The organism is Huintestinicola butyrica (assembly GCF_025567215.1).
In the GTDB taxonomy this organism is placed as follows: domain Bacteria; phylum Bacillota; class Clostridia; order Oscillospirales; family Ruminococcaceae; genus Huintestinicola; species Huintestinicola butyrica.
The window spans coordinates 46,696-62,638 of the sequence record NZ_JAOQKB010000002.1 but is presented as its reverse complement, the minus strand read 5'-3'; the positions used below and the strand labels follow the sequence as shown (position 1 = coordinate 62,638).

At 48.0% G+C, this 15,943-nt stretch carries 16 protein-coding genes; 12 read left to right on the top strand and 4 right to left on the bottom strand.

Going from position 1 to position 15,943, the window contains the following annotated elements; translation table 11 throughout:
* Nucleotides 1-255 precede the first annotated feature (255 nt).
* From OCV68_RS02505 to OCV68_RS02490, 4 genes are read right to left on the bottom strand one after another with little or no spacing between them, the layout of a single operon-like run.
* Entirely contained in the window at nt 256-459 is a 204-nt protein-coding gene (locus OCV68_RS02505; protein WP_262570457.1) for a hypothetical protein, read from the bottom strand.
* 47 nt (nt 460-506) lie between these two features.
* Complete coding sequence (locus tag OCV68_RS02500; protein WP_022475734.1) at nt 507-1,460, bottom strand: ROK family protein; 954 nt, start codon at nt 1,458-1,460, stop codon at nt 507-509.
* Between the two features lie 22 nt (nt 1,461-1,482).
* On the bottom strand, nt 1,483-2,871 hold the full coding sequence (locus OCV68_RS02495) for an MATE family efflux transporter (protein WP_262570455.1): 1,389 nt from the start codon (nt 2,869-2,871) through the stop codon (nt 1,483-1,485).
* Nucleotides 2,872-2,900: 29 nt separating this feature from the next.
* Complete coding sequence (locus OCV68_RS02490; protein ID WP_147621482.1) at nt 2,901-3,863, bottom strand: type I phosphomannose isomerase catalytic subunit; 963 nt, start codon at nt 3,861-3,863, stop codon at nt 2,901-2,903.
* 383 nt (nt 3,864-4,246) lie between these two features.
* On the opposite strand from OCV68_RS02490, the gene OCV68_RS02485 reads away from it, so the two are divergent.
* The 12 genes from OCV68_RS02485 (at nt 4,247) to OCV68_RS02430 (ending at nt 15,937) form a co-directional block, all read left to right on the top strand.
* On the top strand, nt 4,247-4,768 hold the full coding sequence (locus OCV68_RS02485; protein ID WP_262570452.1) for a ribosome maturation factor RimP: 522 nt from the start codon (nt 4,247-4,249) through the stop codon (nt 4,766-4,768).
* A 30-nt stretch (nt 4,769-4,798) separates the two neighbouring features.
* Entirely contained in the window at nt 4,799-5,842 is a 1,044-nt protein-coding gene (gene nusA / locus OCV68_RS02480) for a transcription termination factor NusA (protein WP_022475730.1), read from the top strand.
* A gap of 55 nt (nt 5,843-5,897) precedes the next feature.
* Nucleotides 5,898-6,146, top strand: a complete 249-nt coding sequence (rnpM, locus tag OCV68_RS02475; protein WP_147621831.1) for an RNase P modulator RnpM — start codon at nt 5,898-5,900, stop codon at nt 6,144-6,146.
* Nucleotides 6,133-6,441: a L7Ae/L30e/S12e/Gadd45 family ribosomal protein gene (locus OCV68_RS02470; RefSeq protein ID WP_022475728.1), complete on the top strand. Its 309-nt coding sequence runs from the start codon at nt 6,133-6,135 to the stop codon at nt 6,439-6,441. Before rnpM ends, OCV68_RS02470 begins: the two co-directional genes overlap by 14 nt.
* A 44-nt stretch (nt 6,442-6,485) precedes the next feature.
* Nucleotides 6,486-9,140, top strand: coding sequence for a translation initiation factor IF-2 (gene infB / locus OCV68_RS02465; RefSeq protein WP_262570449.1), 2,655 nt, complete (start codon nt 6,486-6,488; stop codon nt 9,138-9,140).
* Between the two features lie 30 nt (nt 9,141-9,170).
* Nucleotides 9,171-9,554, top strand: coding sequence for a 30S ribosome-binding factor RbfA (rbfA, locus tag OCV68_RS02460; RefSeq protein ID WP_022475726.1), 384 nt, complete (start codon nt 9,171-9,173; stop codon nt 9,552-9,554).
* 59 nt (nt 9,555-9,613) lie between these two features.
* Entirely contained in the window at nt 9,614-10,600 is a 987-nt protein-coding gene (locus OCV68_RS02455) for a DHH family phosphoesterase (RefSeq protein ID WP_262570447.1), read from the top strand.
* The gene (truB, locus tag OCV68_RS02450) at nt 10,588-11,502 is read left to right on the top strand and encodes a tRNA pseudouridine(55) synthase TruB (protein ID WP_262570445.1); all 915 of its coding nucleotides are present in this window, start codon (nt 10,588-10,590) and stop codon (nt 11,500-11,502) included. Before OCV68_RS02455 ends, truB begins: the two co-directional genes overlap by 13 nt.
* Before the next feature lie 17 nt (nt 11,503-11,519).
* Nucleotides 11,520-12,437, top strand: coding sequence for a riboflavin biosynthesis protein RibF (gene ribF, locus OCV68_RS02445; RefSeq protein WP_262570444.1), 918 nt, complete (start codon nt 11,520-11,522; stop codon nt 12,435-12,437).
* Nucleotides 12,438-12,474: 37 nt separating this feature from the next.
* Nucleotides 12,475-13,938 (top strand): glutamate--tRNA ligase, encoded by a 1,464-nt coding sequence (gene gltX / locus OCV68_RS02440; protein WP_022475722.1) that lies wholly within the window; start codon nt 12,475-12,477, stop codon nt 13,936-13,938.
* Nucleotides 13,939-14,120: 182 nt separating this feature from the next.
* Nucleotides 14,121-15,230 (top strand): ABC transporter ATP-binding protein, encoded by a 1,110-nt coding sequence (locus tag OCV68_RS02435; RefSeq protein ID WP_262570442.1) that lies wholly within the window; start codon nt 14,121-14,123, stop codon nt 15,228-15,230.
* A complete protein-coding gene (locus OCV68_RS02430) occupies nt 15,230-15,937 on the top strand; it encodes an ABC transporter permease (protein WP_022475720.1) in 708 nt (235 codons plus the stop codon). The genes OCV68_RS02435 and OCV68_RS02430 overlap by 1 nt, the downstream gene beginning before the upstream one ends.
* The last annotated feature ends 6 nt before the right edge of the window (nt 15,938-15,943 follow it).

The window sequence follows — 15,943 nt, the reverse complement described above, 5'->3', positions numbered from 1 at the left end:
CTCTTTTGTTATAAAATGGTTTCCTTGTATGTAGCTGCCGCTTCATCAACGGCAGCTATGAGCTTTGCCTTGAAGTATATCCTGTCATTTGGCAGGTTTACCTTTGTTATGCTGCGTCTGCAATGCCTTTTTTATAATTGCAGATGATGTTGTGTATCTCACTTTCGGCAACGTTTGTCATAATGAATACGGGCTGTGAGCTGTCGCCCTCTTCATAATCGGAGTTGCTTTCGGGGGCATATACTGCGCAGTAATCTATCTCAGCTGCACCCGAGCAATATCTGCATTGTTATTATCGCTGTCACAGAATGTAAAAGTTACGTTGCGTGGCGGCTTTGCGGGACTTACCGCAGCTGATGCCTGCGGAGCAGCCTGTGTCACTGTCTGTGCAGCGGAACGTGCATACTGAGCTGCGTTTTTTATTGACTGTCTGACCGACCTTTTCGGTGATTTTGTCAAGCTCGCCGCTTTCAACGAATGATCATATTTTGTCTGGAAATCCCATCTCAGCTCTCCAGTCCGAGGAATGCGGCGCCGATGATTCCTGCGTCGTTTCCGAGCTTTGCAATGACTATCTCGGTGTTCTGAGAAAGCATTCTTGTGTAAACTTCCTTTTTGACAAGCTCCTTGACGGGGAGAAGAAGAGGATCGCCCTCGTTGCATACGCCGCCGCCTATGCAGAGAATGTCAGGCTGGAAGATGTTGATGGTGTTGGTGATGCCTGCAGCAAGGTACTTGCAGTACTTTTCAACCACCTCTGTACCTGCCTTGTCGCCATCTCTCATAGCCATGAAAGCGTGACGTGCGGAGAACTTGCCGTCCTCTGCCAGATACTTGTTGAGTATGGAGGAGCTGTCAGCCTCGGCAGCTTCCTTAGTCATGCGGATAAGACCTGTTGCGGAGGAGAATACCTCGAAGCAGCCCTTTCTTCCACAGGTACACTGAGGGCCATCGACCTCGATGACCATATGGCCAAGCTCTGCGCCTGCAAGGTTGGAGCCTGTGAGAATCTTGCCGTCAACGATGATTCCTGCGCCAACGCCTGTTCCCAGAGTGATGCAGACAGCGTTCTTTGCGCCCTTTGCAGCACCTGCAACAAATTCGCCGTATGCAGCTGCATTGGCATCGTTAGCAACATAAACAGGCTTGTTGATATGAGCCTGAATGTACTTTCTTACGGGTACATCGTGGAAATCAAGGTTGTTGGAATAGGGGATAGTGCCGTTGATATTATCAGCGATACCGGGAGTTCCCACGCCTATCCATTCAACATCGTCAACGGAAATGCCAGCCAGCTTACATGCTTCAATGGACACCTTAGCCATGTCATCGCAGATATCCTTTGCGGGACGGGGGCAGAGAGTTTTTGTGGAAGCCTTTGCGATTATCTCAAACTTCTCATTTACAACTCCGGCTTTGATATTTGTTCCGCCCAAGTCAATGCCAATGTAATATTTCATTTGTTTGACCGCCTTTCATATATTAAGACGCAGATACGATATTCCGCAGCCATACGCCTTTTTTTATCAGAATAAAGCCTATTGTTACCTTTAATATATCCACTGCCTGGCAGCAGAAGTATATTTTAAGAATATCAAAATCGGTGAAATTTACCAGAAGAAGTGCCGTTGGTATAGTGACAGCCCATACATATACGCTGTCGAAAAGGAAAGTGATGAACGTTCTTCCGCCCGAACGAAGGGTGAAATATGCGGCGTGCATAAATGAGGTCAGGGGAGTGAACATTCCCGAGATGACTATAAGGCTGCCTGCAAGCGACCTTACACTGTCATCTGTGTTGTAAAGTTCAGGGAATACCTTGGAGAGTGCAGCCATCATGATTCCAGTGAAAATGCCTGCCGCAACGGTGAATGCGATAAGCCTTGTGTCGGTCTCCCGTGCCTTTTTCATATCTCCCGAGCCGAGTATCTGTCCCACGATTATTCCAACGGAATTGCCCAGGGCAATAAAGATGACCGAGAACAGGTTGAAGATAGTGGAGGAGATATTGGTAGCCGCAACCACTTCCAGCCCTCTCATTGAGTAGCATCGGTTCAGCAGAGCCATTCCCGATGACCACAGTCCCTCATTTACAGCCAGAGGCAGACCGTGTATGATTATCTGCTTCACAAGGTCGGAGGGTATCTTGAGACTGCTGTATGCGCCATTGATAAAAGCATTTTTGCCGCTGTTGGCATGAGTCCATATCACAACGATGATGCACTCGGCAAATCGTGCGATAACAGTGGCAAGAGCCGCTCCCTTTACGCCCATTTTCGGCATGCCAAGGTTTCCGAAGATAAGCACCCAGTCCAGCACAAGGTTCATGAGCACGGCGGTAAGTCCCGCAAACATGGGAACAAGTGTCTGATTGGTCTCTCTCAGCGTGGAGGCATATATCTGCGTTACCGTAAATGGGATAAGCCCTATCACCATTACACTCAGGTAGTCAAGTCCCGACTGCAATATCAGCGCCTTGTTGCTTTCCTCGCCGTTTCCCGTAAGATACGAGCTTATAAGCTCGGTGTCAAACAGTGAGAGGATCGCTCCGCCTGCCAGCAGAACCAGAAGCCCTGCATAAAGCTTGAAGCGGAAAGTATTGCGCACACCCTCGCTGCTGCCCTTGCCGAAAAACTGCGCACCGTATATCCCGGGGCCTGCAAGAATTCCGAAAATGCAGAGATTGAATACGAACAGAAGCTGATTTATCACCGCCGTACCCGACATCTGAGCTGTGCCTAGCTGACCTACCATTATGTTGTCCAGAAGAGCAACAAAATTCGTAATGCCGTTTTGTATCATTATGGGAACGGCTATTGTGAAAACCTTTTTGTAAAAGCTCCTGTCACCTATAAATGTACGGATATCCATGCAAAACTCCCTGAAATACTATTATAATATCAATCAATATGGGTCATAACAGCGGAGCACTTGCCTGTAAGCTCAAATTTGCCCAGACCTGCGGGAATGAACACGCTGTCGCCCTTTTTAAGCTCAACTGCATCGTTGCCCTCGGAGGAAAGCACACAGCCGCCGTCAAGAACAAGAATGTTTACGAAAGAGGACTTGTCTGCCTCGAGAGCAGCGGAGGTATCAACATTGATAACGTCAACGGTAAAATATTCGCACTTTGCAAGACGCTTCTTTGTCCAGCCGCCCATGTCAACAGGTTCGGACTGAGGATAAGGCTTTGCGGGGCAGAGGTTTGTAACGTCAACAGCCTTGTCGATGTGGAGCTGTCTGGGCTTGCCGTCTGCGCCTACTCTGCCGTAATCGTAGATACGGTAGGTGGTGTTGGAATTCTGCTGTATCTCAGCGATAAGGATACCCTTGCCTATGGCGTGGAGAGTTCCTGCCTCGATGAAGAAAACGTCGCCCTTCTTTACGGGAACGGAGTTTGTAACTTCAAGCAGAGTATTGTTTTCTATTCTCTCACGGAATTCTTCCTTTGTGATATTATGCTTGAAGCCGTAGAGCAGGGAAGCGCCCTCGTCGCAGTCAACAACATACCACATCTCGGTCTTGCCGTATTCGCCCTCAACTCTCTGAGCATACTCATTGTTGGGGTGAACCTGAACGGAAAGGTTGTCCTTAGCGTCGATAAGCTTTATAAGAATAGGGAAGTTCTCGAACTTCTCGCAGTTTGTTCCGAGTACGGACTTGCCTTCCTTTTCAATATACTGAGCCAGTGTGAGACCTGCAAATTCGCCGTCAGCCACAACGGAGTTGCCGTCCTTATGGCAGGAAAGCTCCCAGCTTTCAGCGATCTTGTCAAAATCGCAGTCCTTGCCGAAATCGTCTCTGAGTCTTGTGCCGCCCCAGAGGTAGTCTTTAAAAGCAGGCTTAAGCTTGATTGGATACATAATTTTGTGCTCCTTTTCATGAATGTATGAGCTTATATGCTGATTTCATATCGTTCTATAGGGTGATGTGAAATCAGCATTGCAAAAAAGCTCTGATATTTAAATCATAACACAATAAGACGGATTTGTCAATTACGGAAATGAAGGATTTGGCAGGTAATCGAATACACTATTTAATATGTATTCTGACCTTAAAGCGGATCACTGTTAAAAATCAGTGAGGTATCGGCAGAAAAGAGGCAAAAATTGGCTGTAAAAAGCATAAAAATCAAAAAAACACTTGCAATTTCAAAATGAGTGTGGTATAATAATCAAAGTACACCAATAGTAAAGGACAAAGACTGGAGCAATCCGGTCTTTCTTGTTTGATGGAGGTATTGTTTATGGCAGGAAAAAAAGGGGGCAAGGGCGGCAGCACCGTTTCAAGGGTGTTCGATATCGCCAAGCCCATCGCCGATGAGCTTGGTCTTACCATCTGGGACGTGACCTTCGACAAGGAAGGCTCTATGCGCTATCTCAGAGTGCTTATCGAAAAGCCCGACGGCTACGTTGATATGGACGACTGCGAGGCTATGACACGTCCGCTTTCAAAGGCGCTGGACGATGAGGACCCTATAGATGAGCAGTATATGCTTGAGGTCGGTTCCCCCGGACTGGGCAGAGAGCTTAAAAGAGAGGAACATTTCCTTGAGTATCTCGAGTGCCCGCTGCGCATAAGATATATCCGTGAAAAAGACGGCGTCAAGGAATTTATCGCTGTTCTGACTGCGTATAATAAAGACGACGGCAGCATTACAGTTGAGACCGAGGACGGCACCAAAAAGGTTATTATTTCCGATACTGCGTTCATCAAGCTCTACGATGACGAGGAGCTTCCCGATGAATTCTGTGAAGACGGCGATTAACATTATTAACTCAGGAGGAATTTCAAAAAGATGAACAAGGAATTTTTTGAAGCACTTGAATGTCTCGCACATGAAAACTCTATCCCGCTGGAGGCTCTTGTTGAGAAGATCCAGCAGGGCATTATGAAGGCAGTCAGAAAGGAATATCCCGACTGTGACGATTTCCTGGTGGATATTGACCCTGCCAGAAACGTATTTGATGTATGCGTTCTCAGAACTGTCGTTGATGATGAGCCTATCGACCTCAACGAGATAAACATCGAAGAGGCAAAGACTATCGTTCCCGGCTGCGTTTGCGGCGACAGAGTTCCTTACAAGCTTGATACAGCAAAGTTCGGCAGAGTTGCTGCTCAGTATGCAAAGCAGTCTATCCGCCACGATGTAAAGGAATTTGAGAAGGAAAAGCTCATTGCCCAGTACAAGGATAAGGTACATGACATTATCTCCGCAACAGTTCAGAAGGTAGAGCCGGCAACAGGCAACGCTGTTCTGCTGGTTGACAAGAATGAGATCTATCTTTACAAGAACGAGCAGATCCCCGGAGAGGTACTTACAGAGGGCGATATCATCAAGATATATGTTGTGGGCATCGTTAACCCCGACAGAAAGCCTGCCATCAAGATTTCCCGTACACATAAGGATCTGGTAAAGAGACTTTTCGAGCTTGAGATACCAGAGATATACGACGGCGTAGTTGAGATAAAGTCCATCGCAAGAGAAGCGGGCTCCAGAACAAAGATCGCAGTTTGCTCCAAGGACCCCAACGTTGACTGCGTAGGTGCGTGCATCGGCCCCAAGCGTTCAAGGATAAGCAAGATAGTTGAGGAGCTGGGCGGCGAGAAGATCGACATCATCGTTTATGACGAGGATCCTGCAGTATTCATTGCCAAGGCACTTGCTCCCGCTGATGTTATCAGGGTAGATGTGGCTGAGGGCGACGAAAAGGCGTGCACTGTTATCGTTCCCAACAACCAGCTTTCACTGGCTATCGGAAACAAGGGTCAGAATGCCAAGCTTGCAGCCCGTCTGACTGGCTATAAGATCGACATCAAGCCTGAAAATCCTGTGGACTGACCGTCCGCATTTATATAAATGAGGTGATATTGTGGCAGCGGTAAAAAAGATACCCATGCGTATGTGCCTGGGCTGCAATGAAATGAAGCCCAAAAAGGAGCTTATCAGGGTGGTAAGGTCTCCCGAGGGCGAGATATCTCTGGACACAACGGGAAAAAAATCAGGCAGAGGAGCTTATGTGTGCCCCAATGCCGAGTGCCTGAGACTTGCGAGAAAATCCAGAAAACTTGAAAAAAGCTTTTCCTGCCGCATATCAGACGAGGTTTATGATAATATGGAGAGAGAGCTGAATGAGCGTCAGTAAAGAAAAATTATTCGGTCTGCTTACGATCTGCCGAAAAGCGGGAAGAATGACCATGGGTTTTGATTCTGTTAAGGAGTCCATACTCACGGACAAAGCGAAAGCGGTTTTTCTTGCCTCGGATATATCCGCAAAAACAGAAAAAGAAGTCAGATTTTTCGCAGACCAAAAGGCTGTTCCCGTTCACTGCATTGATGCCACTATTGCTGAGATAGAGTTCTCGGTGGGCAGAAAAGCAGGTGTTATCGGAATATGCGACGAAGGATTTGCAAAGAAACTGACAGAGCTTATCGGATAATATCCGAAAGACGTCACGTAATAATAGGAGGGTAATTATAGCCTATGAGTACAAAACAGAACCAGACAAAATCCAAACTCAGCGAGGTTGCCAAGGACCTTAAAATATCAAATCAGGAGCTTAGCGACTTTATTTCCGATAAGTTCGGAACCGTAAAGAAGCCATCTGCAAGCATTACACAGGATGAGCTTAATTATATTCTCGAGTCTTTTTCACAGAATAATCAGGTGGATAGCTTCAATCCTTACTTCGAGTCAAGGAACAATAAGCCCGAGCCTAAGAAGGAAGAAAAGCCTGCCGATAAGAAGCCTGCACCTGCAAAGAAGCAGGAAAAGCCTGCCGCAAAGAAGGATACCGCTCCCAAGGCTCCCCAGAAAGCAGCTGCCGAGGCTGCAAAGCCCGCACAGCCTGTTCAGACTGCAAAGCCTGCTGCTCCCAAGGCTGAACCAAAGGCAGAAAAGCCTGTTGAGAAGAAGCCCGAGGCACCCAAGAACAATAATAACAATAACGAAAAGATGCCTCTTCACAAGAGCGAGCAGAAGTCTGCGCTTGAAAGGTTCAACAATCAGGTGAAGAAGTCTGACGAAAAGAAGAACAGCGCTGTTAAGCAGGAGCCTAAGAAGCCCGAAAACAAGATCGCTGACAATAACAAGACTGTCAAGACCAAGCTTGGCGGCAATTTCTCTTCCGAGAGCGTAAAGGTAGAGCAGAAGATGCGTACCGTTGATACAAGAGGAAGCTATGTTGATATCGACAAGTACAACGAAAAGTACGAGAATATCGCACCTCTTTCCGGCGGCGGAAGCGGAAAGCGCAGCAAGGACAATTTATCCAAGAAGCAGAAGCTCACACAGAAGTCTGCTCAGAGAAACAAGCAGCAGTATTCCAGCAAGAAGGAGACCGAGGCTGAGAAGCTCCGCAGACTGGAGCTTGAGCGTGCAAGAAAGCAGCAGCTCAAAGTTCTCATTCCCGACGAGATCGTTGTTTCCGAGCTTGCTTCCAGACTGAAGGTAACAGCTACCGAGGTCATTAAGAAGCTCATGGGTCTGGGCGAGATGTGCACTATCAACCAGGTCATCGACTTTGATACAGCTTCTCTCGTTGCTGAAGAGCTGGGCGCAAAGGTTGAAAAGGAAGTCATCGTTACCATTGAAGAGCGTCTTATCGACGACAGCGACGACGAGGGCGAGGGCGTTGAGCGTGCTCCCGTAGTTGTTGTTATGGGTCACGTTGACCACGGTAAAACTTCACTTCTCGACAGGATCAGAAACTCCCACGTTACCGACTCCGAGGCGGGCGGTATCACACAGCACATCGGTGCTTACAGAGTAAATTACAAGGGCAAGGACATCACATTCCTTGATACTCCCGGCCATGAGGCATTTACCTCTATGCGTGCAAGAGGTGCTTCCGTAACGGATATCGCTATCCTCGTTGTTGCCGCTGATGACGGTATCATGCCCCAGACAGTTGAGGCTATCAACCACGCAAAGGCTGCGGGCGTTTCCATCATCGTTGCCATCAACAAGATGGATAAGGAAGGCGCAAACCCTGACAATATCAAGCAGCAGCTCACCGAGCATGACCTTGTTGTAGAGGAATGGGGCGGCGACGTTATCTGCGTTCCTGTATCCGCAAAGACCGGTATGGGCATTGACGAGCTGCTTGAAAACGTACTTCTTCTTGCCGAGGTTGCCGAGCTTAAGGCTAACCCCAACAGACTGGCAAAGGGTACTGTTATCGAAGCACGTCTTGACAAGGGAAGAGGACCTATCGCAACTCTGCTTGTACAGAACGGTACACTGAGAACAGGCGATGTTATCATCGCAGGTACTTCCGTTGGACGTGTTCGTGTTATGACAAACGACAAGGGCAATGTTGTTCATGAGGCAGGTCCCTCTTATCCTGTTGAGATAACAGGCCTTGCAGAGGTTCCCTCCGCAGGCGATGTGTTCAACGCAGTTGAAGATGAGCGTCTCGCAAGAGAGCTTGTTGAACAGCGTAAGCATGAGGCTAAGCAGGAGCAGTTCAATCAGTATCAGAAGGTTACTCTTGACAACCTGTTCAGCCAGATCGAGCAGGGCGAGATCAAGGAGCTTCCTATCATCGTCAAGGCTGACGTTCAGGGCTCCGTTGAGGCAGTAAAGCAATCTCTTGAAAAGCTCTCCAACGATGAGGTCCGCATAAAGGTCATCCACGGCGCAGTTGGTGCTGTTTCCGAGAGCGACGTTATGCTTGCAAGCGCATCCAATGCTATCATTGTAGGCTTCAATGTTCGTCCCGACCCCGTTGCTACAGAAAACGCAGAGCGTGACGGCGTTGATATCCGTCTCTACCGTATCATTTACGATGCTATCGAGGAGATCGGCACCGCTATGAAGGGTATGCTTGCTCCCAAGTACCGTGAGATCGCTGTCGGACGTATCGAGGTCCGTCAGGTATATAAGATCTCCAACGTTGGTCTTGTTGCGGGTGCATATGTTCTCAGCGGCAAGGTAACAAGAGCGTGCCAGATAAGAGTTGTAAGAGACGGCATAGTTATTGCCGAGGATAAGATGTCCAGCCTTAAGCGTTTCAAGGACGATGCCAAGGAGGTAGCCGAGGGCTACGAGTGCGGTATCACACTTGAAAAGTTCAATGATATCAAGGAAGGCGATATCTTCGAAGCATTTATCATGGAAGAATATCGTCCCGACTGATAATAACAGTGCGGAAAGGACGGCGCAGATATGCCAAACTTTAAGAATGCAAGATTATCCGAAGATATTAAGCGTGAGATCTCAGGACTTATCCGTGAGAGAATAAAGGACCCAAGAGTAAAGGACGGACTTGTTTCTGTTGTCCGTACCGAGCTTTCGGGCGATAATTCACACTGCAAGGTATATATTTCCCACCTTGACGGCATGGAGGCTTCAAAAAATGCCGTAAAGGGTCTGGAAAGCGCAGGGTGGATGATAAGAAAAGAAATTTCCAACAAGCTTCATCTGAAAAAATGCCCCGAGCTGAAATTCATTGCGGACGACTCCATCGAGCATTCCGCAGAGATAGCAAAGATGCTCGAGAACATTGCGGAAGCTGAAAATGAGGAAGAGACACAGTCTGAAGACGAATAATAAAGCCGAGGAAGGCAGACAGCCGTAATGGTGCGGCTGTCAGAAAGGTGGTCATAGGTTTGAACAGTGATAAAAAGGTTGAAAGCATAACAGTTCTTGAAGCTGCAAATTTTCTGCTTAAAAATGACAATTTTTATATCCTTACCCATGTTAATCCTGACGGAGATGCTATGGGCAGCGGATTCGGACTTTGCAGAGCGCTGAGAGCTGTGGGCAAAAAGGCGAATGTCCTTTGCTCCGACCCCTTTCCCAAGAGATATTCCTATCTTTACAACGGCTATGAGCCTCAGAAGTTCGTTCCCCAGACTATAGTTTCAGTAGATCTGGCGGATACGAACCTTTTCGGAAAGGCTCTTTCCGTTTATGCGGACTTTGTTGACCTGGCTATTGACCACCACATTTCCAACACGGGCTATGCCGCAAAAACTCTGCTCAACGGCAAGGCTGCGGCTGCCTGCGAGGTGCTTTTCGAGGTGTTCACCGAGGGCAAGTTCCCCATAGACCTCCAGACTGCCGAGTGCCTTTACACCGGCATTTCCACAGATACAGGCTGCTTCCGTTTTGAAAATACCACTCCCAGATGCCATGAGATAGTGGCAAAGCTTATGGGATACGGTATCCCTTACGCAAAGATAAACCGTGAGCTGTTCGAGATAAAGAGCAGGGCACGCCTTACTGTAGAGCAGCACGTTATCAACTCCATGGAAATGTACCTTGATGACAAGTGCGCTGTTATTGCAGTTACCTCCGATATGATAGCGGAAACAGGACTTGCTCCCGAGGAATTTGAGGGACTGGCTTCCATTCCCATGCAGGTGGAGGGCGTTGAGGTAGGCGTTACCATCAAGGAAAAGGAGCCGGGCAAATTCAAGGTCTCCATGAGAAGTGCGGAGAGCGTGAATGTTTCTGAACTTTGCGCAAAGCTTGGCGGCGGCGGACATATCCGTGCGGCTGGCTGTACTGTGGAGGGCAACCTTTCCCAGGTAAAGCTCAAGATACTTTCTGTTATTGCGCCTGCGCTGGGTTTTGATCTATGGCTGTCATGAGTGAGCTTAACGGTATCATCTGCGTTTATAAGCCTGTGGGCTTCACTTCCTTTGATGTTATTGCCAAAATGCGTGGTATCCTCAAAATGAAAAAGCTTGGTCATGCAGGTACTCTTGACCCTATGGCGGAGGGCGTTCTGCCTGTGTTTGCAGGCTGCGCCACAAAAGCGTGCGATATGCTTCCCGACCATGACAAGGTTTACCGTGCAGGCTTCCGTCTTGGCGTTACTACCGATACTCAGGACAGCAGCGGAACGGTCATTTCAGAAAATGACACACCTGTTTACAAAGACGGGCTTATATCTGCGGCAGAGTGCTTCAGGGGAGATATAATGCAGCTTCCTCCCATGTATTCGGCAGTTTCGGTCAACGGAAAAAGGCTTTATGAGCTGGCAAGACAGGGCAAGACCGTTGAAAGAGAGCCGAGACCTATAACCGTTTATTCCCTTGATATAAAGGAATATGATGAGCAGACACGCAGCGGAGTTATGGAGATATCCTGCTCAAAGGGTACATATATCCGCACCCTTATAAATGATATAGGGGACAAGCTGGGCTGCGGCGGAATAATGACATCGCTTGTGCGCACGGCTGCCTGCGGCTTTACTCTCGATGACTGCGTGACTATTGAGCAGCTCCAGCAGACTGCCGACGGTGACAGGGACTTCGGTAAATATCTTCTCCCCGTAGAAGCTGTTTTTGACTATCTGCCAAAGGTAAGACTGTGCGAGGCTCAGGAAAGAATGTACAGAAACGGGATACGCCTTGACGTTTCCCGACTTGATATTGATGATGCGGCTTCGGAAAGATACGCAGTATTCGGCAGCAGCGGCGGATTTATCGGCACTGCCGTTATAATGCGTGACGAAGATCTTCTGAAAGTCGAAAAGAATTTTCTCTGATTTTTGAGGTGATTGCTTTGATCCTTCTGTCCGATGAGGAGCAGATAAACGGAAAATACACATCTGTTGCCCTTGGCGTTTTTGACGGAGTTCACAGGGGGCATAAAGCGGTCATTGACGCAGCTGCGGAAAATGCCGCAGCGAATGATCTCAGCGCCGCCGTATGCACTTTCAGGACTGCAACGGTGGATACCAAGGGCACAGGCTTTCGTCCCATTTACAGCGACGAGACCAAATGCCTGCTCCTTGAACACGAAGGGGCAGAGTATGTTTATATGCCCGATTTTTCCCGCATAAAGAATAATTCTGCCGAGGATTTTGTGAGAGATATCCTACGCAAAAAAATGAACGCCAAGACTGTGGTATGCGGCAGGGATTTCAGACTGGGCAGGGGAGCTTCCTGCACTGCTGAGGGACTGTCCGTGCTGTGCAGAGAAAACGGCATGGAGCTTATCGTAGTCGATGATATCACCGATAACGGCGTAAGGATATGCTCTTCCGATATAAGAAAGGACATTGCCGAGGGGGATATCGTTTCCGCAAACCGTCTGCTGGGGCATGATTATGCCATAACCGGCGAGGTGGTCAACGGCAATCATTTTGGTCGGCAGATGAATTTTCCCACCGCCAATCAGCGTATGGACAGCGGCTGTGTTCTGCCGAAATTTGGCGTGTATGCTTCCTATGCCATGATAGACGGAAAATTTTATAAGGGCGTTACCAATATCGGCGTGAAGCCTACAGTTGAAGTAGGCGATGCCCCTCATGCGGAGACATATTTTATCTCCTTTGACGGCGACCTTTACGGCAGGAACATAGTTCTGCGGCTGGTGGATTTTCTCCGCCCCGAAAAGCGGTTCCCGAGCATTGAAGCTCTCAGGAAGCAGATAGCAAGGGACACCGAGACCGTCAGAAGCAGAGAATACAATATATAAAAGTATATCTGATATTTTCAGAAAGGACTGTTTATAAATGGATACATCTAAGAAAATACGCACCCGATTTGCACCCAGCCCCACAGGCTTTATGCACATCGGCAACCTGCGTACAGCTATCTACACCTATATCATCGCCAAGAAGTACGGCGGAGATTTTATCCTTAGGATCGAGGATACCGACCAGGAAAGATACGTTGAGGGCGCAGTTGAAAAGATATATGACACCCTGAGAGTCTGCGGACTTAACTGGGACGAAGGCCCCGATATCGGCGGACCCGTTGGTCCCTACATTCAGTCCGAGAGAATGGGTATCTACAAGGAATATGCTCTGAAGCTCATTGAGTCGGGTCATGCGTATTACTGCTTCTGCACCAAGGAGAGAATTGATGCTCTTCACAAGGCTCAGCAGGAAGCTAAGGTATCCAATATGATGTACGACCGCCACTGCCGCAATCTTCCCAAGGAAGAGGTTGACAGGCTCCTTGCGGAGGGTACACCCTATGTTATCCGCCAGAAGATGCCTCTTGAGGGCAGCACTACATTCCACGATGTTCTTTACGGCGATATTACCGTTGAAAACGCTATCCTTGACGACCAGATACTTATCAAGGCTGACGGTATGCCTACCTATAACTTTGCAAACGTTATTGATGACCACCTTATGGGCATCACCCACGTTGTAAGAGGAAACGAGTATCTTTCCTCCGCTCCCAAGTACAACCTGCTTTACGAGGCATTCGGCTGGGATATCCCCGAGTATATCCACGTTGAGCATATCATGCGTGACGCACAGCACAAGCTTTCAAAGCGTGACGGCGACGCATATTTCGGCGATTTTGTTGACAAGGGCTTCTATGTTCCCGCTATCATCAACTATATCGCACTTCTGGGCTGGGCGCCCAAGGGCGAGAACGAGATATTCTCTCTTGATGAGCTGGTACAGGAGTTCGATATCTCGGGACTTTCCAAGTCTCCCGCAGTTTTTGATATCGTGAAGATGAAGGCTATCAACGCCGAGCATCTCAGACGTCTTTCCCACGACGAGTTCAAGGCTCTGGCACTTCCCTATATCCGTCAGACCTGCAAGCGTGAGGATATTGACATTGATGTTCTCGTAAAGACACTCCAGCCCAGAACCGAGCTTTTCACCGATATCCCCGAAAAGGTGGATTTCATTGACGAAATGCCCGAGTACAGCGATGAGCTTTACTTCAACAAGAAGATGAAGACAAACGCCGAAACAGGTCTTTCCGCACTGAAAATGCTTCTTCCCGTGCTGGGGGGCGTTGAGGACTGGAACGAGGAGAATATCCACTCCGCAATATTTGCTGAGATCGAAAAGCAGGGCGTAAAGAACGGATTTATGCTCTGGCCTCTCAGAGTTGCACTTTCAGGCAAGGCCCTTACCCCCGGCGGCGGAATCGAGCTTGCCGCAATTCTCGGCAAGGACGAGACCATCAGGCGTACAGAAGCTGCAATTACCAAGCTTGGCGGCTGAAAATACTCCGCTTTATCACTGCAGAAAGCATAAATTTGAAGATTTTTTCTGCATTAACGTGTACTTTTCACATAACTGACACATTGAAACGCTAAAATATCATTAACGAATTTGTGCAGTGATGCAGTAAAGTCATAGTGCGACTTTCGGAATTACAATTCTCACGGAGAGGAATGACTATAATGATCGAGGTTAAAAACCTTACCAAGCATTACGGCAGCAAAAAAGCTCTGGACGATATCTCGTTTACCGTAAATGACGGCGAGATACTGGGCTTTCTCGGCCCCAACGGCGCAGGTAAATCCACAACCATGAATATCCTTACAGGCTACATTTCCGCCACCGACGGAGAGGTGCTCATCAACGGGATAGACATTCTGGACGACCCCACAGCCGCAAAGAAGGAGATAGGCTATCTCCCCGAGCTGCCGCCCCTTTACCTTGATATGACCGTCAAGGAGTATCTCAGCTTTGTTTATGACCTTAAAAAGTGCAAGATACCCAAGCAGGCGCATCTTGAAGAGATCTGCAAGCTTGTAAAGATATCAGATGTCTATAACCGTGTCATCAAGCATCTTTCAAAGGGCTACAAGCAGCGTGTGGGCATGGCTCAGGCTCTTATCGGAAACCCCAAGATACTTATTCTTGACGAGCCTACAGTAGGTCTTGACCCCAAGCAGATACTTGATATAAGAAACCTTATCAAGAGGCTGGGAAAGAAGCATACCGTTATCCTTTCTTCCCATATCCTGTCCGAGATACAGGCAGTCTGCGACAGAATAGTTATCATCAATCAGGGCGTTATCGCAGCAGATGATACTACCGAAAACCTTACAAAAACCGTTTCCGACGATCTGCGCTACACCGCAAGGATCGACGGCCCCCGTGAAGAGATACTCAAGGTCATCGGCACAATTCCCGGCGTTAGGGAAGTTACTGCCGAGATGGAGAGAGAGCCCGGCGCTTACGATTACGAGATAGAGGTGGAAGAGGACTCCGATATCAGACGTGAGCTTTTCAAGCGCATTGCAAGCAGAAACTGGTATATGCTGGGTCTCAAGTCCAACGAAATGACCCTTGAAGATATCTTCCTTAAGATAACAATGGGCTCCGATGTCAAGATAAAGTCCAAGCCCGTTGACGAGGATACTCACAGAAAGCTGATGGAGCAGGTTGACGGTGCAGTTGCAGTGGCAAATGCAGTCGATATCGCAAACGCTGCTCAGTCCGCTCCCGATATCAATGAGTCCGACGGGGAAGAAGAGGAAAAAGCAGACGGAGGTGAAATGTAATGGGCGCAATTTTTAAAAGAGAAATGAAAGCATACTTTACATCACCCATTGCTTATATTTTTCTCGCAGTATTTTATATTATCACAGCCTTTTACTTCGTTAATATGAATCTGGCAAACGGTTCTACCGATATGTCCTATGTGTTTGCGGGAGTATTCGTTATTATGATGATACTTCTCCCGCTGCTGACCATGAGGCTTTTTGCAGATGAAAAGAAGCTCAAAACAGATCAGGGACTGCTCACCGCTCCCGTAAATCTTTTTGAGATAGTAATGGGCAAGTTTTTTGCAGCAACAGTCGTTTTCCTTGTGGGCATGGCAATATACATTCCCTATATCCTTGTGATACTGAAGCTTGCGGGAACGATCGCATGGGCTTCCGTTATCGGAAATCTTCTTGGACTGCTGCTTCTCGGCTGCTCATTCATTTCCATCGGAATATTCGTTTCCTCCCTTACAGAGCTTCAGATAGTAGCTGCCATCGTAAGCATCATCATCAACCTTGTGCTTTATATGATTGATGTTATCGCATCTACCGTAAGCATCGACATTCTTAAAAAGGTAATGGTCGCTATCGGCTTCTACAACAGATACACGGAATTTACTCAGGGTATCCTTAATATCACAAGCGTTGTGTTCTTTATCAGCACAATATTTATTTTCAACTTCCTTACCGTCAGGGTACTGGAAAAGCGCCGCTGGAGTTGATGCCTG